This window comes from Formosa sediminum (assembly GCF_007197735.1).
Lineage (GTDB): Bacteria > Bacteroidota > Bacteroidia > Flavobacteriales > Flavobacteriaceae > Formosa > Formosa sediminum.
Window position 1 is genome coordinate 597,940 of record NZ_CP041637.1, and the last position, 23,159, is coordinate 621,098.

The following is a 23,159-nucleotide window of genomic DNA, read 5'->3' on the forward strand; positions in this document are numbered from 1 at the left end:
AAATGTTAATATTATGATAAATTAACAATAAGCATGCCGCAAAAAAAATCCCGATACAAAATGTATCGGGATTTTTATATATAAACAATATTTTGTATTAATCTTGCACTTGGAATACGATTGGAAGAGAGTAAGGCACAATTACAGCTTTACCACGTTGCATACCTGGTTTCATTTGTGGTAATTTATTAATTACACGCGCAGCTTCTTGCTCTAATTTTGGGTGTGGTGCTCTTGCACGTACGCCTGTAATATTACCATCTTTTCCAATCTTAAAGATCACGCTAATACGCTGTCTTCCTGATAAACCTAATTCTCCAGCTAAATCTGTATCGAAATTTTTACTAACGAACTTAGAAATTTTGTCTGACATACATTTTTTCTTTTCGTTGTTATTTCCTTTTTCACATCCAGGAAACACTGGTACATTTTCAATTATAGAGAACGGAACTTCTACTTCTTCTTCTACTTCTTCAACTTCAATTTCTTCAACTTCAACAATTTCTTCTTCCTGACTTGTTTCAGTAGATTCAATCACAGTTTCCTCAACCTCAACTTCATCTTCAACAACCTCAATAATTTCTGGAGCTGCTGGTGGTGGTGGTGGTGGTGGTGGTGTGTTTAACTGTTCTGTAATTGGAATTTCCTCTTCCAATTCTTCATCCATATTAATCATACCAATGTCGATGACTTCTTTATCGTAAGTTTTGTAATTAATTGCAAAATTGGTTAGGGCTAACATTATTGCTAAACCAATCGCAAAGTATAAAGCACTGTTACGAGAAACATTTGCTTGAGGATTTTTCTTAGGTTCCATAATATATTGTTTTCAGGATTGCTAAAATAACCAATTATTTGGCAAAAAAGCAAGCGTTTATATTTTTTTATGTTCAGTTTTATTCTTAATCTCTATAATTAAGAGCATTATAATTACACCTGTACTATTAGCAATGATATCTAAAACATCAAATTGTCGGGTTTCTGTAAAATGACCTTGAAGGTATTCTATTAACACTCCGAAACTTATTGAGAACACAGCTGTGTACACGTTTGCTTTTGCTTGAGACCATTTATACCCATAATTAAACACGCTAAACCATACTAATGTTAGCAAACAATATGCCAAAAAATGAAACACCTTATCACTATTTTTAGGACTTCCTTCTGTAATATTGTTTAAATTAACTAAACTCACTGTTGCTAAAGCAAACGTATAGAGTAAAGCTACTGGAATTAGAATGCGTTTGTTAAGCACCTATTAAGGCTTTATAATCTGCATCAGACAATAATGTATCTAACTCTTCTGGATTGCTAATTTTAATCTTTATCATCCATCCACCTACGTAAGGATCGGAATTTACAATTTCAGGTTCGTCTTCTAAACGTTCGTTAAATTCTATAATTTCACCTGAAAGAGGTAAAAATAAATCTGACACGGTTTTTACAGCTTCAACTGTACCAAAAACTTCTTCGACATCTAAAGTTTCATCAACTGTTTCTACTTCAACATACACTATATCACCTAATTCGCTTTGTGCGAAATCGGTAATACCTACTGTTGCAACATCACCTTCTATTTTAACCCATTCGTGGTCCTTAGTGTACTTTAATTCTGATGGAATATTCATTTATATATTATTTAAATTAAGTTTAACAAATGTATTTATTCAAGTTAGAAAATCAAACTTAAATGCTTTAATTCCCAAAATTATATCGTAAAGTTAACCCCGTACTTAAAGTGGTTTGTGGATACGAGGTTGAAATAGCATATTCTGAGAAACTATAATCGAAATAGAATATTGCAGATAAGTTCTTACTAAAAGTATAATCTGCCGTATATTTTAAAGCCCAAATAGTTTGCCCTGAGGTAACTTGGGTATTATCTAAATCTAAATATCTTATAATGGTTTTATTATCTCTAAAAGACACATCTGCTTTCATGTTTATATCACTCACGATGGTTTGATTTGGACCAGCTAATTTTGATTTCATGCGTACATCTTTTATTCTGTACCCTAGCCCTAAAATGTATTCATTACCAATAATTTCAGTCATTAAATTATTATCGAAACTTAATGATAATAATCTATCCTTTTGAAGTTCTGCCAAGACCTTGATTGAATTATTCATTTCGAAATCTATACGAATTAACGGACTAAACATTTCGGTTAAATTGATATTACTGTACAGATTTTTATTTAAATAATCTCCAGACTCATTAAATACATCATCATTTTGTTCTAAATAATCTACGGAATAATCTACATTGGTATAATTTAAATTACTTGTAAATTGATTGATGGTATAAGTGGCGCGATACCCGTGACTTAAAGAAAATCTTTTAAAACGTTTTTTAAACCAGGCCATTTTCATAAATCCTGTATACTTTAAATCCCAGTTTGGCAGGGGTACATTTCTAAATGCTCCTAAACTAACATCGTCTGCTTCTTCTCCTAAATATGCAGACAAAAATGAAGGTAAAAGTACCGCTTGATTTGTTTTACCAAAACCTAGGGCATAGCCATTAATATCGCCATCTTCAAAATTATCTGGATTTGTCATATCTACTCCTGCACGCTGTGCTAATCGTCTGGATATGGTTAATCTGTTTTCCTTGAATTTATCGAATGCTTTAGATTCTGTCTCTGTACTTTTACCAAAACTCTTAATCATTATAGTAGATACGTTGAAGTTACCATATGTATAAGGGGTTAGAGATTGGTATTCGTAATTAGTTCCGTTTTGATTTATAACATAGTTTTCTGCTAAACTTTCTGAATATAATCGGTTAAAAGTTAAATCTATTTTTAAGTCACTTACGGGCTCCAAATTTGCAGAGATATCTAATTGTTTATTATGGGTTTCTAAATATTGCTCGTTATAATCTTGGTATAAGGTTAACCAGCCTTTACTTGCTGCTAATTGTCTTACATCACTTTGGCTCCCTAAAGTATATCCAAATGTAGGTTCTACTGTTCCAAAAAAACCAGGTGTTTGTAAATATCCGGGGATATAAGATCCGTTATTTTCTTGATAGTTTAATTGAACACGTTTTACCATAGTTACTAAATCTACACCTGCATTTAGCAACGTATTACTTTTGTTTTTTGCGGTCTGATTTACTGCTTCAGGTTTATCTTCTTGAGGAAGGGACCTAGGTGCTGGTCTTGATGAAATAGTACGCCCAGATGTTTTTTTAACCAAGCCTACATATTTATACAGTTTTGTTAAATCTAAAGACGTACTTATGTTATGCACATTTGCATTTTGTATACTGTTTCCTAAATCGTAAGTTTCTCCATCTATCTCTAAATCTCCGTATAAATCTGATCCTTTCTCCCACTGAAAGTCTCCTGTATACGAGTAAGTTGCTTGCAAAAAACTTAAAAACGGTAATTTATATAATGGCAATTCATAATTTATACCCAATTGTTGGTACAATGTATTAGGTTCTCCCATATCGAACAACCCATCCCAAACATCTAAACTTGCATCTTGTAACTCGTTAGCATCATCTGTGTAGTAATTCTTTACAATATTACTTCTTGAGGTAGTATAATTAAGTTGTAATGCTCGAGTAAGATTAAAACTAAATGCATATTGAAAATCAAATGTATAGTTACGTCTATACAGATCCTCTACACCAATATTTCCTTCTATAAGCTCTACTTCTCTATAAGTTTGCTTATTATAATCTCTTAAAAATTTAGAACTTACTGTAAAAGTAGTTGGTAGATAATTAAAGTTAAAATCTTTTAATATTTTCCAATATTTACCGGTAAAGAGGGAATCATTTTTCTTAAAAGGTTCTATGGTTTTAGGCGTAAAATTATAGGCATAATTTGCACCTAAATTAATAGTTTCTTCTACAGAATTTTCAATATCAAAATCGTGATGATTCACTTTATTATACGAGTAGTTTAATGTTAGATTCTCTACATCGTAAAAATGAGGTTTAGTTTCTGTTGTTCTAATTTTTTTAACACCAATAAAATTTATACTCTTTCTCTTGGTATAATCTTGATTGACATTTAAAACTGAATCTCTATTATTTGTACTTTCTAATATAGCATCTAATTCTATATCCTGATAATATTCATCGTATTTTGGTGTGGATGTCTCTTCACTTACGCCATAAGTAAACGGAATTTGTAAACCCCATTTTTCTGGTAATAACTGCCCTAAGTTTACATTAGCAACCAAATCGTATTGTACCACATCTTCCAAACTACGTTCTGTAGAGCTTTGTTCAATAGTTCCAAAACCAGCTGTACTCTGACTACCTGTTACGCTTACACTTGCAAAATCTGCAATATTAGTATCCATAGTTACAACTGCTGCCCAACCACCTTCACTATCCATGTCAGACAAACGCAATTCGTTAAACCAAAAGGTACCACATTGCTCACTAGAGGAACCGTTTTTTATTCCTAGCATTAACGTCCTCACATCTCCGGTACTTGGATTTCCTTTAATACCTATACGGTGTTGTCCTAATACATATCCAGAATACGGATCGTCTACTAAACTTAATTCCCCATCTATTACATCGTAAAATGTCGGATCTTCACTAGTAAGTGTTCCTGCTGATAACCCTAGAGATTTTGCTTCTTGAAGTAAATCTAGTGCTATATTAATTTCGTTATCTTCTGGCCAGAGTGCTTCACTAGATGAACCTTGGCTAACTTCTAATGGCAGTTCTATTTGGTAATAATTCTCAGTTAAATCACTTCCCATTCTTATAAATGCAACTGGATGATCACTTAAACCATTTGTACCATCATCTTCGGCATGAACAAACATTCTTAAGTTCTTATATTGGCGCATATCTAAATTTATGCTTTTATATACACCTCTTGAATCTTCTACTTCTAAACCACATACATTTAAGACTAGAGACTGCTCATCTTGTTCTATTACGGTATTGTTACTGTATAATTCTTCTGGTTCTACATTTGGCGGAGACTCATAGATTCCATCATTTTCTAAAGTACTAATAACACCTACAGAAAATTCAGTGTTTTGATCGTCTGGAGTTACATCATTATCGTCTAAAGCTAAAGTATAGCGAATCCAATCACTTCTAACCAAGTCTAAAGATCCGAAACGAAATACGGTAGTGTCTGTAAAATCTTTAAGATAAATACGCGCAAAACGCACCGACCTTAAATCTGAAATCCCTCCAACTGCTGTCGCATTATCGTCTTCTACAGGAATTCTAAATTGATACCATCTTACACTCGTGCTTTGCCCGTTAGGTAATGTTCTAGACTCAACTTTTATATCTTTTATATATTCACTTAATGGATTAGCTTCTGGTATATTCCCTACATCACTTGCATTATCTGGTAAATTTTGAGGCGTTAATTCTAATTCATATTCGTAATAACTATCTATAGTATTCATGGTGTTATCACGATTAATATCCTCTACATCAGGCAATGTTGTAGAACCTCTATTTGTATCTGTAAAGGTATCTGGAGAGTTACCATCCAAACCATTATAATATTTATAACGATCAAAAATTGTTCCTGTAGTATTTAAGTAATATACATAATTGTCGTTTGAAGGATCTGGTCCAAAATCCGATCCAAATGCATTTGCCTCTTCTATATCATCATACCCATCGTAACCTACGTCTTGATTGGTACGCTCTGCCCCTTCAGAATCAAAGGCATACACTAATGATTGATTTTGAGGAATTACTGTTCCCCATGCTGTTGTTGGTAATATAGATACATCACCATCGTCTGGCAAGCCATTTTCATATTGTTTTTTCCCATCTTTAATAATATCTTCTGAAATATTACCTAGGTTAAATACCAATTTCCCTCCTGGATTAGAATCGTTTTCTTGAAACGGATCTTGTAACCAAAATTCAATATATTCTACATTAGATTGTTCAAAATCTGTCGTTGTTAAGGCTCTTGTTATTCCGGCCCAACTGTTTTGTGGATCTGGAATAACGCCACTCTTGGTACTAGGATCAAAATTGTAAGGTCCGCGTTCTTGCGGATAATATACTAAATCTAGGGTTGTAATTACTGTAGATTGACCTGCTGCTACATCTTGCTCAGGAAATAACTCATCTATATACACTCGACTTGTATATAAACTAGACATATCATCGTCGGTCATGTCTGACGGTCTTTCGCTAGTATAAAATAAAGGATCGATAGTATACCAATTTAACATGGCACGTTGATAGCCATTTTGAATTCCGTTAGAATCTTCATTGGTATTTCCTGGAACATCTAAATTTAACGGTCTGCTTGACAAAGCCCAAGAATCTTGTGTTAGTAAAGAAATATCGCTTTGAGACCCTTCAAAATCATCTACATATACCGTAGATTCTCCATCAAAATCTGTTCCTGAAGCCGTACCAGGTAGTAAGTAGGCAAATTCACCTTGCACAGATAAGTTTGAGGGTACATCTGTATCTATATTTGGTAATTTATTAACCCAACGGGTAAGAAAAGGAAGTTCTGTAGAGTAGTTTCCATTTATACCGAAAATAGTATTATTAATAGATTCTGAACTGTAACTGGATTTTTGCGTTAAAGGTTGTTCATTTAAATTTAAAATGGTGGCACCTAAGACAAATTTATCACTAAACTGGTGCTCTACATTTAACCCCATAAAGGTTTTGGTTTGTTGTCCAAACAGTGAATTATTTTCTGTAGACACTTGTATTGGTGTGTCTGATGCTTTTAGAGCTTCGTCTAAAATTTCTACCGTTCCCATTTGGTAGTCTACAGTATAATCTATCCCTTCTATTAATTGACGCCCGCCTGCTGTAACAGTAACAGAACCTCTGGCAACATTATATGCACCTATAGAAATTCCATCACTTCCTGACGAGGTGTATTTACCTACTAATTGAAACTTATTCTTCTCGGCATAGTCTAATGCATTGGTTTTGGTGACTTGATATAGCTCATTATACACATATTTTTTCTGATTCTCATTATATGTACTTGGTGTATCATAATCTGCAGAACTTGTAGCGATATCTAAAACATCAAATAAATACTCCCCAAAAGGTTCTACTTTGGTAAATATAATTTTCCCTTCTGAAGACATAATTGTAATATCTTCTTGGTAATCAAAAAATCCATCTCCAGTAGGTTGCGAATCGCCATTAAAATCTAATTTGTCAAAATGAAATAATCGTAATAAAGCTACCTCTTCAATAGATTCTCCATTAAAAGTTGTACCAAAACTTCCATTTACAGGAGTTATAAAGTTTAATGCAGATGCATCTTTGTAATAAATATTTAATTTAAAATCTTCTTCTGTTAATTGGTATCCTCCTGTATCATAAATGTTCTTCATCATTAATTTCCATACTGGCTGGTTAACACTAGTTGTAGAACTTTTTAACATTTTTAATACCAAATTATTATTAGTAACAACGGTTTGGTCTCCACTATCATCTATGGATGTTGCATCGACCCCATCGCTAGTAAATTCTCCAACTTGATATGTTTTACCTCCTACAGTAAATTGAAATGCTACAGCAAGAATATCGTCGCTATTTAAACGCTGGCTTAATGATATGTATCCTAACTGCGTATTTACTGTATAATCTGTATTTCTTATTAATTTATCTGCATTTTCAAGTTTAGAATAGTCATAACCTTCACTTGTCCCAGAAACTAGTATTCCTGATTGTACGGTTGATATTTCTCGTATTGCAGTAGATAATTGTGAATTTGCATTTCCAATTGCAGTCGGATCAAAAGCATTATTTCCGTTATCCGGGTAAGCTCCAGGACTACTATATACGTTAACTGACGAATTTATAAATTCGGGATTTGATTCTCCTAAATCTTGAAAGGCAACTATATTTCTAACATTATCTGTTTCGTTGGTTCTGTTCGTTTTCCAAACTTCAATATTTGTAATTTGGATGTTTGAATTTATAAAGGGATAATTAGATAGTGCAGCATCATATTTTTCTCTAAAATATTGTGCTAAGAAAAAGTGTCTATTTTCATCATAATCTCTAGCAAACAATTCAAATTCTTCTGATGTACCTCCACCTTCCGAAATTACAGTTGTTGTTTCTGAATTTTGTTGAGAAAACACTCCTGTTACCGTTGTTTTACCAAATTTTAATTGGGTTTTAACACCAAATAAACTTTGCGCTCCTGTTATTAAGGAACTGTTTAAAGGCATACTGATATTACCAACTTCAATTTTCTGAACAATATCGTCTTCTGTTGGTGTATATTCTAATTTTACTAAATTTTGAAAATCGAAAGTAGACTCTGTATCATAATTTGCAGTGACTTGTAAACGCGTACCCACTTTACCAAGTAAACTTAAACTAATTCGCTGGTCGAAATCGAGACTAAAATTACTTCGGTTTTGGGGTGAGAACGAGGGATTATCTTGTTTAGAAAACAACACCCCTAAATCCATCTCTACCGTACCTTGAGGAATAACTTCTATAGTATTTCCTCCAAAAACAGATTCAAAAAAACTTGAATTAACATAAAACTCTGGAAGCAAATTTTTCTTAGCGTCTTCTGCGCCTTCCTTTCTCCCATCAAAAGCATCAATTTTTTGTTTATAGTAGGATTTTAACTGCTCAGATTGTACTAGCTTTTGATACTCTGCAGGAGTTAAAATTACAGGATAATTTATATTAAAATCGCCAACTGTTTCTGTATAAATATAGCGATCTGTAAACGCATCATAAGTATATTTAGATTCAATACTTGATGGATTAGCCATATGTATACGCCCTAAAGCATGACCAGTTTTAACACTATCTTGCTCTGTTTCGGGAACAACTTGAGCAAACGTATTGGTACTTAATAAAAACAGAACAAAACAAATAAGATAAAATTTTGTTGTGAAATTAATAGCGTTAAAGTGAGTTGTATTCAAAATTTCTTATAAATTTTTTAAAGCTTGTTTTATGATGGATTCTACCGAAGCATCTGGTTCTGCCTTTAAAATTTTATCGACAGCACGTTCGGCCTGTTTCTTAACAAAACCAAGAACTTCTAAAGCAGATAACGCTTCATCTTTGTTGGTATTGTTTGCAGAGACAGAAACTTCATCAATATCGTAAATCTTTAAAACTTTATCTTTTAAATCTATAATTACACGTTGTGCCGTTTTTACTCCAATCCCTTTAATAGACTGGATTAAGGCAACATCTTCTTTTGCAATACCTTCGCGTACTTGTTTAGGTGTTAAAGAAGATAGCATAGTACGGGCTGTCCCGGCACCTATACCACTTACAGAAATTAGTAATCTAAACATATCACGTTCAGCAATAGAAGAAAACCCATATAAGGTATGGGAATCTTCTTTTACTAAAAGTTGAGTATATAATTTTATGTTTTCCTGATCAGGAATTTGAGAATAAGTATGTAGAGAAATGTTTAGAAAATAGCCCACACCATGACAATCTATAACGACATCGGTTGGATTTTTTTCTACCAATTTCCCATGAATATGTGAAATCATTTGTTGGTTTTGTTATAACTCCAAATGTAACATTTTTTTTCACATATTAAATCACTGTGTGTTAATCATTACGACTTAACGTTTAAGCTTTTGCTGCGCATCTACTACTGCTATAGCCGTCATGTTTACAATCTCATCTACGCTTGCTCCTAATTGTAAAATATGCACAGGTTTACGCATCCCTAGCATGATTGGCCCAATAGACTCGGCATTGTTTAAAGCTTTAAGCATTTTATAAGTAATATTTGCTGAATCTAGATTTGGAAAAATTAATGTATTTACCTTGCGTCCAGCTAATTTTGAAAATGGGAATTTCTCTTGAAGCAGGTCGTTATTTAAAGCAAAATCGGTTTGCACTTCACCATCGACTACCAAATTTGGATATTGTCTGTGCAAAAAGGCTACTGCTTCTCGTATTTTAGATGCTCCAGGATTATCAGACGATCCGAAATTTGAATATGAAGTCATTGCTATTACAGGATCTAAACCAAACATTTTTACAGCTTGAGCCGTCATGGTTGTAATAGTTGCTAGATCTTTTGCAGACGGATCTATATTAATAGCCGTATCACTTAAAAACATTGGTCCGCGTTGTGTCATCATTAGATTTGTAGTAGCAACACGTGTTGCACCTTTAGCCATACCTATAACTTCTAACATAGGTTTTACCACTCTAGGATATGCTCTAGAAAATCCTGAAATTAAAGCATCTGCATCGCCTTGGCTAACCATCATAGCTGCAAAATAATTACGCTCTCGCATTAAGCTTTCTGCCGAATAGTAAGTGACACCACGACGTTTACGTTGTTCCCAATAGACTTTAGCGTAACGCGATTTGCGTTCTTGTTCTTCGTCAGATTTTGGATCGATAATTTCTAAATCCTCATTAAATTCAATGTCTTCCATTAAAGCTTTAATGGTATCGCGTCTACCTAATAAAATAGGAACTGCGATTCCTTCTTCAAATGCAATTTGTGCTGCTTTTAGAACTTCTATTCTATCTGCTTCAGCAAAAACCACACGTTTTGGGTTCATTTTTGCGCGATTAAATAGTAATTTTATTAATTTATTATCTGTTCCTAAACGGCTTTCTAATTCTGTTTCGTAATGCTCCCAATTTAAAATAGGTTCTTTTGCAACACCACTTTCCATTGCTGCTTTAGCAACTGCTGGCGGAATTTTAGCAATTAATCTAGGATCGAAGGGCTTTGGAATTATATAATCTTTACCAAATGTTAATCGAGTTTCTCCATAGGCTATATTCACCTGTTCAGGTACTGGTTCTTTAGCCAATTCGGCTAAGGCAACAACAGCTGCCATTTTCATGGCTTCGTTAATTTTAGTGGCACGCACATCTAAAGCGCCTCTAAAAATAAATGGAAATCCGAGAACGTTATTTACTTGATTAGGATGATCGCTTCGTCCAGTAGCCATAATAATATCGTCTCGTGTATCAATAGCAAGCTGATACTCAATTTCTGGGTCTGGATTGGCCATGGCAAATACAATTGGGTTGTCTGCCATTAGTAATAACATCTCTGGTGTAACCACATCGGCCATAGAAAGTCCAATAAAAACATCGGCATCTTTCATCGCATCAGTTAGAGTGTTAATGTCGCGATCTGTTGCAAATTCTGATTTTTCTGAAGTTAAATTTTCACGATCTTGACGTATTACACCTTTACTATCGCACATTACAATATTTTCTCTGCGTGCTCCAAAGGCTTGATATAAACGTGTACAAGAAATAGCTGCTGCTCCTGCACCGCTAATAACTATTTTAACGTCTTCAATTTTCTTATTCGAAATTTCTAAAGCATTAATTAAAGCAGCTGCCGAAATTATGGCTGTCCCATGTTGGTCGTCATGCATCACAGGGATATCTAATTCAGCTTTTAAACGACGTTCAATTTCGAATGCTTCTGGTGCTTTAATATCTTCTAAATTAATTCCTCCAAAAGTTGGAGCAATCATTTTAACTGTCTGTATAAATTCTTCTACATTTTCGGTATCCACTTCAATATCAAACACGTCTATATCGGCAAAGATTTTAAACAATAACCCTTTACCTTCCATGACTGGTTTAGATGCTTCTGGTCCAATATTTCCTAGACCTAAAACCGCAGTACCATTAGAAATTACGGCTACAAGATTACCTTTTGTAGTATATTTATAAGCGTTTTCTTTGTCTTTTGCTATTTCTAAACAAGGCTCTGCAACTCCTGGCGAATACGCTAGTGCTAAGTCTCTTTGGGTAGCATATTTTTTAGTTGGAACAACTTTTATTTTTCCTGGCGTTGGTTTCGCGTGGTAAATTAGTGCTTCTCTTCTTTTGCTTTGTTTACTCATAGTTATTGGTATTATAGACTAACAAATGTAAGAATCATAACGGTTAAACTCTAATCTATTTTTTACGAAAACGATATTGTTTTATTAATTTAACAATACTCTTCTCTTTATTTAAGAATACCATTTATTATTTAACAAAAAACTAAAAAGGCTTAAATATTTTCAATTGTTTTTATAAATATTACAGAGTGGTTATGAGTTAAAAATCTATAGTGTATAAGTTAAATAAAAGTTTAAAAGCAACTAATTTTATGCGATATTTAAGACATTCGTATACGATCTTAAATTACTTCTGAATTAAATATCTTAACATTAATGAGTATCAAACATTTATATGTAATAACCGTGGTGTCTTTATTGAGCTTATCTACTCAAGCACAGGTTAAAAATAAAGATAGTACTCAAATTTATGAGAAAATTCAGACCTATTCTAAAGAAAGAAAGTTTACTAAAGCCATACACAAACTAATTTTTAAAGATCCAAATAAGAAAAAAACTAAAAAAAACACCACTCTTTCGTCTACTAAATTTCAATCCTTACAAGGAAAGCCTATTAGACATATCACTATAGAGACTTTAGACCCCTTTGGATATTCTGTAAGAGATACTACTGAGCAAGCTGAAAAATGGATTGAAAAATTTGGTAATAAAGTGCATATTAAATCTAAAATTTTTGCCATAAAAAACATTCTTTTATTTAAAGAAAAAACACCTTTAGACACACTGTTGTTAAATGAATCTGAACGTTTAATACGTGCTCAAAGTTTTATTAGAAGTGTTACTATTAATGCAGAAAACATAGACCCGAAATCCGACTCTATCGATATTAAAATTAGGGTTTTAGATTCTTGGAGTTTAATTGTAAACGGTTCTGTTTCTACATCTAAATCAAAAATCAATGTTAAGGAAAGAAATTTTCTTGGGTTTGGACATCAATTTAATAATACTATAGAAAAAAGACACGACGATAGTAAAATTGGTTATAAACTAAACTATATTATTCCTAATATTAAAAATACATTTATTAAAACAGAAATTGATTACGATATAGACCTTGAGGGATTTTATGAAAAAAGTATTAATGTTGAAAAGAACTTTTATTCTCAACTTACCAAATGGGCTGGCGGTATTTATTTAGATGAACAATTTAGAAAAGATTCGCTTCCAGATTCTCAAAATAATTTGGGCTACGAAAACTTTAAATACAGAACAAACGACATTTGGGGTGGATATGCATTTAAACTATTTAAAGGAAATAGCATAACAGAACGAACAACAAATTTAATTACCTCTCTAAGGTATATAAATGTGCATTATAAAGAAGCTCCTACAGCTGCTTACGATGAGATACATTATTTTTCTGACGAAAATTTTTTATTAGGAAGTGTATCCATAACATCTAGACAATTTATTAAAGATCAATATATATTTAGAGATGGGATTATAGAAGATGTTCCTATTGGTTTAGTAGGCTCAATAACTCCAGGTTACCAACACAAAAATAAAACCAATAGGTATTACTTAGGCTCTAATATTACCATCGCAGAATATTTTAAATGGGGCTATTTAAGTGGTTCTGTAGGAGCCGAAACATTCTTTAACCACTCTAAATCAGAACAGTCAACTATTAATATTGCTGCAACGTATTTTACCAATTTAATTCCGTTGGGGTCTAAATGGAAAATGAGACAATTTATAAAACCACAACTAATATTAGGATTTAACAGACTAAATAGTATCGCAGACCGGGTGTCTTTAAATGAAAATGACCGCCCTTTTGGTTACGATAGAAATTATTATTTACGAAATAATTATAATGCAGGAATTCCTGGTTTTGATGCCGATCTCTACGGAACGAAAAAAATGATATTAGCGACACAAACACAATTTTATTCGCCGTGGAATCTTTGGGGTTTTAGATTAAATCCCTTTGTTAATTTTACTGCAGGCACGCTTAGTGATACACAAAACTCTTTTTCTGATAGTAAATTGTATTCGTCTTTTGGAGTAGGTTTTATAATTAGAAATGATTATTTAGTATTTAGTTCCTTTCAAATTTCGTTATCATATTATCCTAAAATCCCTGGACAAGGCACTAATATCTTTAAAACAAATTCTTTTGAAACAGACGATTTTGGGTTTCAAAATATTAATATCGGTAAGCCTAGCACACTGTTATATCCATAGAGCATTTAATATATTATTTAAATGGCTATTTATAAAACATAAAAAATGCCTGAATACGTATACTATAAGTATTCAGGCATTTGAATTAAAAATAAATTCTTAAAATTATTTATTTAGTATTTCTGCGCCTTCTGGTGCTGTAAAAAAATCAGCCTCTACAGTAGGTGAAAAACTAATATCCGTAACTGTAATATTAGTAATGTATTCTCCTAAACCATCTTTTGCTTCTGGCTTAGACCAATAGGTTTTAAATCCTTTAGCCAAAACAATTCCATCTACAGTAGTAGTATCTTGTGTCACTGTAATTTTTTCTGGAGCATGCCCGCCATTAGGGAAATACTCTGGATAAGATACGATGTATTTAAATGCATCGACCAAATTAGTTTTTGCATTAATGTAAAGTATATAATAATCGTCTGGAGCAGACCCAACACCTGCATCATAAGTTGCTTTAACTACCTTTTGTAACGCTCCTTTAAACTCCACTTCTGGTAATAACTCTAAGTTTACACCTTCTCCATCTAGTACAAAAGGTTGTCCAGAAAAATATAATGGTGTTAATGCCCAGAACTGCGTGTCGTAAGTAAAGGAAGTACTATCTTTAGCTACAACCCAAGCTTCTTTTCCATCCCACCCATAAATATTTTCAGGATCTGTAATACTATTGTGTCTAGCTTTATTACTCCAAGTATCTATAGTTTGATAGGAGTCTCTTATCCCTTTTCCTGTTAAAGGTTGATAGTTAAATCGCATAGAAAAATAACCATTAGATAGCCATTTATCTAAACCTCCATGAGCTTCCATAGCGCTCCATAATACTTTTCCAGCATCTGTGGCATTTAATTTTTTATGAGCGGCTTCAACTCGTTTTGTAATCCAAGAATCTGGAATATCATATTCTGAAGTAACAGTTTCTGTTTCATTTTTTTCTGTTGAAACTTCTTTTTTAGGTGCTTCTTTACATGCAGCAAAACTTAGTAGTAAAAATAATCCAAGGAGTTTAAATGGTGTTTTCATTGATGTCTTTGTTTAATGTATTATAGTCGGTCTAAATTTTTAAACTTTCAAAAATAACCATTTTTTTAAAAAATAATTTAAAGTCCAATGATGTACTGACGCATGGAGATTATGATTCAATTTACTTTAAAAAATTAATATTACGTTTTAAGCCTGTAAGTTTTGTACGTTTAACCGCAGATTTTTGAAAAACCTTTTTAAAAGTTTCTTCTGTAATCTCTTCCCAATCTTTTTTAGTCATTTGTAATACATCTGGATGCGGATTGAAATGTGGTTCGTTATGAGGTTTAGAAAATCGATTCCATGGGCAAACATCCTGGCAGATATCGCAACCAAACATCCAATCTTCAAACTTACCTTTTTCACTTTCTGGAAGTTGATCTTTTAATTCTATGGTAAAATACGAAATACATTTACTACCATCTACAACATAAGGTTCTGTAATAGCATCTGTTGGACACGCATCAATACATTTTGTACATGTACCGCAATGGTCTGTTGTAATACCATCGTATTCTAACTCTAAATCAATAATAAGTTCAGCTATAAAATAAAACGATCCTACTTGTTGTGTAAGTAAATTACTGTGTTTACCAATCCAGCCTAAACCCGATTTTGCAGCCCAGGCTTTATCTAAAACTGGAGCAGAATCTACAAAAGCACGGCCATGAACATCTCCAATTTCTGTTTGTATAGTGTAAAGTAACTCCTTTAACTTCTCTTTAATAACAAAATGATAATCTGTACCATAAGCATATTTAGAGAGTTTATAGCTGTCTATATTTTGAAATTGATGCGGGTAGTAATTGAGCAATAATGAAACTACAGATTTAGATCCTTCTACGAGTTTAGTGGGGTCTAAACGTTTATCAAAATGGTTTTCCATGTACTGCATTTGTCCATGATAATTTTGATTTAAAAAACGCTCTAAACGTGGTGCTTCTGTTTCTAAAAATTCAGCTTTACTAATGCCACAAGACAAAAAACCGAGGCGTTTGGCTTCGGTTTTAATAATTTGGGTATGTCTAGTTTGGGTACGCATTAGGTATATTAAAATCTATTTTTTTCTAGTATTTCCATTTTATATTCACTAAAACCATAGAAATTTTAAGCTTTTTCCTTAAAATGAAGTATGCGCGTTTTAAAATTTAAAGCCTCTATCTACTTTCTAAACCATTTACAAAATATATTCTTAAATGATCTTTATGTTTTTTTAACCATCGTTCTGGTAACAAACGTTTTACATTTCGTTTTATTACAGTATACATATCTTTTTATAGCGGAAATTAAAAAAGTCCGCCTTGCACAGGTCCTTTAGTGCGTCCTAAATGCGTATATGCAGCTTCAGTAACTTCACGACCTCGAGGTGTTCGCATAATAAAACCTTGTTGAATTAAAAAGGGCTCGTACACCTCTTCAATAGTTTCTGCGCTTTCACTTACGGCTGTTGCCAAAGTTGTAATCCCAACAGGGCCGCCTTTAAATTTATCTATAATAGTTGTTAAAATTTTATTATCCATTTCGTCTAAACCATGGGCATCTACATTTAGAGCTTTCAGCCCAAATTTAGCTATTGCTAAATCTATAGTTCCATTTCCTTTTATTTCAGCAAAATCTCGCACACGGCGTAATAATGCATTGGCTATACGCGGTGTACCACGACTTCTTCCGGCTATTTCAATCGCTGCATCTAAATCCATTGGGACATCTAAAATTTCTGAACTACGCTGAATTATAGTAGACAGTAATTCTGTAGAATAATATTGAAGACGACTACTAATACCAAAACGAGCGCGCATAGGTGCGGTTAATAAGCCCGAACGTGTAGTTGCCCCAATTAACGTAAAGGGATTTAAATGAATTTGAACCGTTCTTGCATTTGGTCCAGATTCAATCATAATATCTATTTTATAGTCTTCCATTGCAGAATATAAATACTCTTCTACAATTGGACTTAAACGGTGTATTTCATCTATAAATAAAACATCACGTTCTTCTAAATTAGTAAGTAAGCCCGCTAAATCTCCAGGTTTATCTAATACAGGACCAGAAGTTACTTTTATACCTACGCCCAACTCATTGGCTAAAATGTGTGCAAGTGTAGTTTTACCTAATCCTGGAGGACCATGAAATAATGTATGGTCTAAAGCATCACCACGTCTATTTGCAGCTTCAACGAAAATACTAAGATTTTCTAACACCTGATCTTGACCAGCAAAATCATTAAAAGATAGAGGTCTTAATGCTTTTTCAACATCAAACTCTTCTGGTGTAAAATGATTTTTCTCTGGATTTAAGTTCTCGTTCATATATAAATATCGTTCTAGTCTAAGGCAAGATCTGCGCACAACAAATATAGTAAAAATGGTTACTGAAAGTATGTAAAACAAGTTTATACTATAAAACGTATAATACACATTTATTATCGTTTTTATTAAGATTAAATAAAAATAATAAATTACATTTGTTGCCAATTATTTTTAAAAACGGATTAAACACACCCTTATATGATAAATTAAAATACAAAAAAACCAGCATGCCGTCGCCAAACTACATACTGGTAAAATGCCTTTTAACTAATAAAAAACACTATTTCCAAATATAATGAATAATATAATAATTGAAAGAAGTTTTCTAAACTTCGCAAAAACTGTATGTTGTTTTCTCCTTGCCTTAAATTTTCAATATCTAACTGCTCAGCATACAAAACCTATAATTTCAGGAAAAACACTTAATCAAGAAGGTGCAGCACTTTCTAATGTATCTATTCAAATAATAGGGACTACCTTAGGTACGTCTTCTACCGATAACGGAACATTTAATCTTGTTGCTCCTGCTGGTAAAATAACTTTATCTGCGTCTTATATGGGATACCAAACCATTGTAAAGACCATCAAAACTACTACTGCTAATAAAGTTTATAATGTAGATTTTAAATTCACTAAAGAATCTGAAAATTTAGATGAAATTTTAATTGAAGCGCATCTGGATAAAGAAAAAATACCAACAGTATCTCGGTCTGCTACAAAATCTGCCATAACTATTATGAATACACCTGCTCCGGTTGTTGTTGTGGCTGGTTATTTACTAGATCAACAGGCAAATAGTACCATACAAGAGAGTATAAGAAACATTAGTGGTGTAACTCAAGCTGGTAATAATTATAATATTGGTGACAATTTACTAATTAGAGGTTTAGAATCTAGTTATGCATACGATGGCATGTATGGTGGTGGTAGTTTAGGCAACACCTTTAATCCAGTGCGTTCACAAACTAATATAGATAAAATAGAAGTTTTAAAAGGGCCATCTACCGGATTATACGGTATGGGAGCTGCTGGTGGAATTATAAATTTAATTGAAAAAAAACCACTTGACTATGAACAATATATAATTGAAACACGTTTAGGCCAATGGGGACACTATAAAGCTATGGTAGATTTATCTGGACCACTTACTAGCAAATTAAGTTATCGTGTAGTTAGTGCTAGCGAAAGTGAAGATGGTTATAGAAATATATCGTCTGAAAGATTTGAAAATTACGGTGCCTTAAAATACAAAACAAACAAGCACGACATTATAATATCTAGTGCGTATATAGAAGACGCCATTCAAATAGATGCAACGGGTAATCCCGTAAGATTAATTACAACCAGTTTATTAGGAGATCCAGAAAACGGAGGTTACGATTGGGAAAACTTGGTTAATGACACGGCAATGGATGACGACGGAAATTATTATGGTGTACAATTAACGGATGATCAAAGAAAAATTCTAGCAAATTCTTTAGAAACTACCGATGGATACGAGCCTTTTGATATTGGAGATGCAACTTTGGTATCACCATTGGCTACTCCAAATAAAGGCAAAGAGTTTAGAGTAAAATTACGTCATGAATGGCGTCCAACAGAAACATTTTCGGCCACCAATCAAATATTATATAGAAACTATAACTCGGACTATGTACGTCAGACCGGAGCTTTAAACTATTCATATTATCAAAATAATGGCGTAATACATGAAGGTACCCGTTCACCTTTAATTATAGACGATGTAATTTATCCATTTGCAGCAAGACGTCAAGAATACAGAATTGTACAAGCTCAAGAAAAAATGTTTCAATACTTTGGAGATTTTCAAAGCATTTGGGGTAAAACTAATGTATTTCATGGCGAGCATTTATTAAGTGTAAATTATGAAAATAGAAATATAGATTACAGCCAATATTCTACTTGGGATGCAGATGATAGTAGAGCAACTACACCAGTTCCTTATATCTTAGACATAAGGAATCCAAATTGGGGCTCTGGTAGCATTTGGGATTACGATCCTATTTTAAGGTCTCAATATGAAAAAACAGTTCAAGGTTATGGTATTGGATTTCAAGAAGTATTCTATTATAAAAACATAACAGCACGAGCTGGAGGATCTTATTTAGGCACAAAACAAGATTATCAAAATTTGTATGATGATGGGCAACTTGTAGACTTTAACGACTCTGGATTTGCTTATAATTTAGGACTAAATTATAGAGCTATGGATCAATTATCGCTATATGGTAATTACTCTGTTGGAAGAACAGTGTATAGTGTAACAGAATCTTTAGATGGAGATGACCGTCCAGATTCTGAATCAAAATCTATAGATTTTGGATTGCGTTTTAAGACTAAAGACAACAATTTATTAGCCTCTCTTGTATTTTTTCAAACAGCTAGAACCAATTTACAGTATGCCAATGATGAATATGAAGACGACCCAAATTCTAATAACTATAATGTAAGTGTAGATCGATATTTCTATGATCAAGAAAACAGAACAAAGGGTATTGAGTTAGATGTAAATTATGCCCTTACCAATTTCTTATCTTTTAATGCAAATGCAACATTTCAAGATCCAAAAACCTTAGAGGGTGAAGAAGTCACAGAAGAACAAACTAAAGGGGTTCCTAAAACTTATGCTCGGTTTTGGAGTCAATACAAATACCTAGTAGGTAAATCTGAAAATCCATTAAGTTTTAATTTTGGTGTAAGCTATGAAAGTGAACGCTCTATTAACGGTTATAGTTTAGTAGATGCGCATGTAGACAGTTATGTGATTTTTGATGGCGCATTAGCCTATGAAATTGATAAAAAATGGAATGTAAGATTAAACATTGATAATATTTTTGATACGAGATACTATGTAAAAGCAATGTATGCTGGAGCATTACCAGGAGAAACTAGAAACTTTCAGCTAAGTGTAAGATATAAATTATAACAATTAAATTTATTGAGTAATACCAATTCCATTTAAAGCACTCATAAGTCCATATTATATACGTCTCAGCTAATATTTTATCTGAGACGTTTTTGATTTTATTGATAGAATAAAAGCTATTACAAAGCTGAATAGGACTCTAGTTAAAAGTTCATTATTATCTAAAACGCCAACCCGAAGTAGATGTATTAGCTTCAAGCCTTGTTTCAAGATTGTCTTCTAACCTCGGAAAGAAATCAATACCTGTTAGGGCTTCGATTTGGTCTACTGAAACCACATAACTAGAAAGTGACTTATTTTCATTAGCCCGATTAGGCATTAAAAAAGCAATCATTTTAGAATGTGCATCGGCTTCATTAAAAATAATTTTATAAAAATAATTAGGTACAGATACTCGATCTTTACCAATAGTCTTTAAGTTATCTTCTAAAATACCACCAGTAACAACATACACACCATTATAAGATGTTGCCCAAGATCTCACAGTTTGCTCGAGTTCATTCCATATACCTGCATTAAAATCGTGATTTTGTGGAGCAATATTGCTTGTTAAAAAAGTTTCGTTATAAGATGCAACTGTAGCTCTTCTGTCTGCCGCAGGGCATAAATGTCCTTTATCATAGCCAGAATTTTTATAACTTCTCCAATCTGCAGATTTCGTCTTAACAGCTTTATCTGCATAAAAATAGGGCCGTTTTCTATCGGCATACACAATATCAGATTTATTTAACTGATACGCTACCCATTCTGCTTGTTCATGAGCCTCATGGTAAGATAGAATATAATTCGTGTGGTGTATAACCTGACCTGTAGTAGATGTTGGTAAGTAATATGCATGATTTGTATTCTGCGCAGAACTATCTCCTTTATAATCTTCTTCCACAAACGTATCGGCAGTATTTAAATACTGTTCATATGCATATACTGAGATAATAAGGATAACACCAATAATGGATAGAAGTTTCTTCATAAGTCATTTACATGATTAAAATACAAAGAAAAAAGCCTTTTCAAACGAAATGAAAAGGCTTTTTTAATATGTTAAGTTAGTTTGATGTTAATGTTGTAACTCTTCTTCACCTTCCTTTAACGGAATGTTTTGAGGTACAAAATCTACATCATGACCTGGTTTACTATAATCGTAAGCCCAACGGTATACCACAGGTAATTCTCCTGGCCAGTTTCCGTGAATATGTTCTACTGGAGTAGTCCATTCTAAAGTAGTCGATTTCCATGGGTTTAAAGTTGCTTTTTTACCGTAGAAAATACTAATAAAGAAGTTATATAAGAATACGATTTGGAAAATACCACCAATAATTGCAAATATTGTAATTACTTTATTAACGTCTGCTAAATCATCAAATAAAGGAAAGTTTGAATTTGTATAGTAACGTCTTGGTAAACCTGCCATCCCTATAAAGTGCATTGGAAAGAATACACCGTAAGCACATACAGCTGTAACCCAGAAGTGAATATACCCTAAGTTTTTGTTCATCATTCGTCCAAACATTTTTGGATACCAGTGGTATATACCAGCAAACATACCATACAGTGCAGAGATTCCCATTACTAAGTGGAAGTGAGCAATTACAAAATAAGTATCGTGTACATTAATATCTAAAGCACTATCTCCTAAAATGATTCCAGTTAAACCACCTGTAATAAAGGTAGACACAAAACCAATAGAAAATAACATAGACGTATTCATTTGTATATTACCTTTCCAAATTGTTGTAATCCAGTTAAAGGCTTTTACGGCAGATGGAATCGCAATTAATAATGTTGTAAATGTAAAGACTGAACCTAAGAACGGATTCATTCCAGATACAAACATATGGTGTCCCCAAACTATTGTAGATAAAAATGCAATAGCTAAGATTGAAGTAATCATGGCACGGTAACCAAAAATAGGTTTACGTGAGTTTGCAGCCATAATCTCCGATACTAATCCCATAGCTGGTAAAATAACGATATATACTTCAGGGTGACCTAAGAACCAGAATAAATGTTCAAATAAAACTGGAGATCCACCTTGATAATGTAATACTTCACCTTGAATAAAAATATCTGATAAGAAGAATGATGTTCCAAAACTTCTATCCATAATTAATAATAATGCAGCAGATAATAATACTGGGAAAGAAACTAAACCAATTATAGCTGTTACAAAAAGCGCCCAAATTGTAAGGGGTAGTCTCGTCATAGACATACCTTTTGTACGTAAATTAAGTACAGTTACAACATAATTTAAACCTCCAATTAACTGAGAGGCTATAAATAAAGCCATAGACACCAACCAAAGTGTCATTCCCATACCAGAACCACTAGAAGCCATTGGTAAAGCAGATAAAGGCGGATAAATTGTCCAACCTGCTGCTGCAGGTCCTGCTTCAACAAATAACGAACTAATCATTACAATACAAGATACAAAGAATAACCAATAAGATACCATGTTAAGAAATCCTGAGGCCATATCTCGAGCACCTATTTGCAACGGAATTAAAAGGTTACTAAACGTACCACTTAAACCAGCAGTAAGTACAAAAAATACCATTATGGTACCATGAATAGTTACTAATGCTAAATAAATATCTGCATCCATAACACCATCTGGTGCCCATTTACCTAATAAAGCTTCAAATAATACATTAGGCTCTTCTGGCCAAGCGATTTGCATACGGAACATGATAGACATAAGGATTCCTATAATCCCCATAAAAACTCCAGTAATCAAATATTGTTTAGAGATCATTTTGTGATCTGTACTAAAAACATATTTGGTTATAAAAGTTTGTTCATGATGATGTCCGTGATCGTCGTCGTGAACGTGAGTATCTGCGTGTGCTGACATAATCTATTTTCGG

Annotated in this window: 13 protein-coding genes; 2 read left to right on the plus strand and 11 right to left on the minus strand. The window is 33.0% G+C overall.

The window, feature by feature from the left end; translation table 11 throughout:
• Positions 1 to 97: 97 nt before the first annotated feature.
• From FNB79_RS02775 to FNB79_RS02800, 6 genes are all read right to left on the minus strand, one after another.
• On the minus strand, positions 98 to 817 hold the full coding sequence (locus FNB79_RS02775) for an energy transducer TonB (protein ID WP_143379850.1): 720 nt from the start codon (positions 815 to 817) through the stop codon (positions 98 to 100).
• A gap of 57 nt (positions 818 to 874) precedes the next feature.
• The gene (locus FNB79_RS02780) at positions 875 to 1,255 is read right to left on the minus strand and encodes a VanZ family protein (protein WP_246073318.1); all 381 of its coding nucleotides are present in this window, start codon (positions 1,253 to 1,255) and stop codon (positions 875 to 877) included.
• Complete coding sequence (gene gcvH / locus FNB79_RS02785; RefSeq protein ID WP_143379851.1) at positions 1,248 to 1,628, minus strand: glycine cleavage system protein GcvH; 381 nt, start codon at positions 1,626 to 1,628, stop codon at positions 1,248 to 1,250. The genes FNB79_RS02780 and gcvH overlap by 8 nt, the downstream gene beginning before the upstream one ends.
• A 67-nt stretch (positions 1,629 to 1,695) precedes the next feature.
• Positions 1,696 to 8,898: a T9SS outer membrane translocon Sov/SprA gene (gene sov / locus FNB79_RS02790; RefSeq protein ID WP_246073319.1), complete on the minus strand. Its 7,203-nt coding sequence runs from the start codon at positions 8,896 to 8,898 to the stop codon at positions 1,696 to 1,698.
• Between the two features lie 6 nt (positions 8,899 to 8,904).
• On the minus strand, positions 8,905 to 9,486 hold the full coding sequence (gene ruvA, locus FNB79_RS02795) for a Holliday junction branch migration protein RuvA (protein WP_143379852.1): 582 nt from the start codon (positions 9,484 to 9,486) through the stop codon (positions 8,905 to 8,907).
• Between the two features lie 75 nt (positions 9,487 to 9,561).
• The gene (locus tag FNB79_RS02800) at positions 9,562 to 11,835 is read right to left on the minus strand and encodes an NADP-dependent malic enzyme (protein WP_143379853.1); all 2,274 of its coding nucleotides are present in this window, start codon (positions 11,833 to 11,835) and stop codon (positions 9,562 to 9,564) included.
• A gap of 315 nt (positions 11,836 to 12,150) precedes the next feature.
• Here FNB79_RS02800 and FNB79_RS02805 point away from each other — a divergent pair, with 315 nt between their 5' ends.
• Entirely contained in the window at positions 12,151 to 14,022 is a 1,872-nt protein-coding gene (locus tag FNB79_RS02805) for a BamA/TamA family outer membrane protein (protein ID WP_246073320.1), read from the plus strand.
• 105 nt (positions 14,023 to 14,127) lie between these two features.
• Here FNB79_RS02805 and FNB79_RS02810 read toward each other — a convergent pair whose 3' ends face one another.
• The 3 genes from FNB79_RS02810 to ruvB all read right to left on the minus strand — a co-directional run bounded on the left by FNB79_RS02810 (position 14,128) and on the right by ruvB (position 17,348).
• Positions 14,128 to 15,039 (minus strand): hypothetical protein, encoded by a 912-nt coding sequence (locus tag FNB79_RS02810; RefSeq protein WP_143379854.1) that lies wholly within the window; start codon positions 15,037 to 15,039, stop codon positions 14,128 to 14,130.
• 121 nt (positions 15,040 to 15,160) lie between these two features.
• Positions 15,161 to 16,081, minus strand: coding sequence for a tRNA epoxyqueuosine(34) reductase QueG (queG, locus tag FNB79_RS02815; RefSeq protein ID WP_143379855.1), 921 nt, complete (start codon positions 16,079 to 16,081; stop codon positions 15,161 to 15,163).
• A gap of 244 nt (positions 16,082 to 16,325) precedes the next feature.
• Complete coding sequence (ruvB, locus tag FNB79_RS02820; RefSeq protein WP_143379856.1) at positions 16,326 to 17,348, minus strand: Holliday junction branch migration DNA helicase RuvB; 1,023 nt, start codon at positions 17,346 to 17,348, stop codon at positions 16,326 to 16,328.
• A 295-nt stretch (positions 17,349 to 17,643) separates the two neighbouring features.
• Between ruvB and FNB79_RS02825 the strand changes: the two genes are divergently transcribed.
• The gene (locus FNB79_RS02825; RefSeq protein WP_143379857.1) at positions 17,644 to 20,295 is read left to right on the plus strand and encodes a TonB-dependent receptor; all 2,652 of its coding nucleotides are present in this window, start codon (positions 17,644 to 17,646) and stop codon (positions 20,293 to 20,295) included.
• Between the two features lie 157 nt (positions 20,296 to 20,452).
• On the opposite strand, the gene FNB79_RS02830 is transcribed toward FNB79_RS02825, so the two are convergent.
• The gene (locus FNB79_RS02830; protein ID WP_143379858.1) at positions 20,453 to 21,265 is read right to left on the minus strand and encodes a DNA/RNA non-specific endonuclease; all 813 of its coding nucleotides are present in this window, start codon (positions 21,263 to 21,265) and stop codon (positions 20,453 to 20,455) included.
• An 87-nt stretch (positions 21,266 to 21,352) separates the two neighbouring features.
• On the minus strand, positions 21,353 to 23,146 hold the full coding sequence (locus FNB79_RS02835) for a cytochrome c oxidase subunit I (protein WP_143379859.1): 1,794 nt from the start codon (positions 23,144 to 23,146) through the stop codon (positions 21,353 to 21,355).
• Positions 23,147 to 23,159: the final 13 nt, after the last annotated feature.

What these genes read in the sequence shown, in the direction of transcription:
- FNB79_RS02775 (WP_143379850.1), bottom strand. Translation starts at nt 817, where the DNA reads ATGGAACCTAAGAAAAATCCTCAAGCAAATGTTTCTCGTAACAGTGCT.
- gcvH (WP_143379851.1), bottom strand. Translation starts at nt 1,628, where the DNA reads ATGAATATTCCATCAGAATTAAAGTACACTAAGGACCACGAATGGGTT.
- ruvA (WP_143379852.1), bottom strand. Translation starts at nt 9,486, where the DNA reads ATGATTTCACATATTCATGGGAAATTGGTAGAAAAAAATCCAACCGAT.
- FNB79_RS02800 (WP_143379853.1), bottom strand. Translation starts at nt 11,835, where the DNA reads ATGAGTAAACAAAGCAAAAGAAGAGAAGCACTAATTTACCACGCGAAA.
- FNB79_RS02805 (WP_246073320.1), top strand. Translation starts at nt 12,151, where the DNA reads ATGAGTATCAAACATTTATATGTAATAACCGTGGTGTCTTTATTGAGC.
- FNB79_RS02810 (WP_143379854.1), bottom strand. Translation starts at nt 15,039, where the DNA reads ATGAAAACACCATTTAAACTCCTTGGATTATTTTTACTACTAAGTTTT.
- queG (WP_143379855.1), bottom strand. Translation starts at nt 16,081, where the DNA reads ATGCGTACCCAAACTAGACATACCCAAATTATTAAAACCGAAGCCAAA.
- ruvB (WP_143379856.1), bottom strand. Translation starts at nt 17,348, where the DNA reads ATGAACGAGAACTTAAATCCAGAGAAAAATCATTTTACACCAGAAGAG.
- FNB79_RS02825 (WP_143379857.1), top strand. Translation starts at nt 17,644, where the DNA reads ATGAATAATATAATAATTGAAAGAAGTTTTCTAAACTTCGCAAAAACT.
- FNB79_RS02830 (WP_143379858.1), bottom strand. Translation starts at nt 21,265, where the DNA reads ATGAAGAAACTTCTATCCATTATTGGTGTTATCCTTATTATCTCAGTA.
- FNB79_RS02835 (WP_143379859.1), bottom strand. Translation starts at nt 23,146, where the DNA reads ATGTCAGCACACGCAGATACTCACGTTCACGACGACGATCACGGACAT.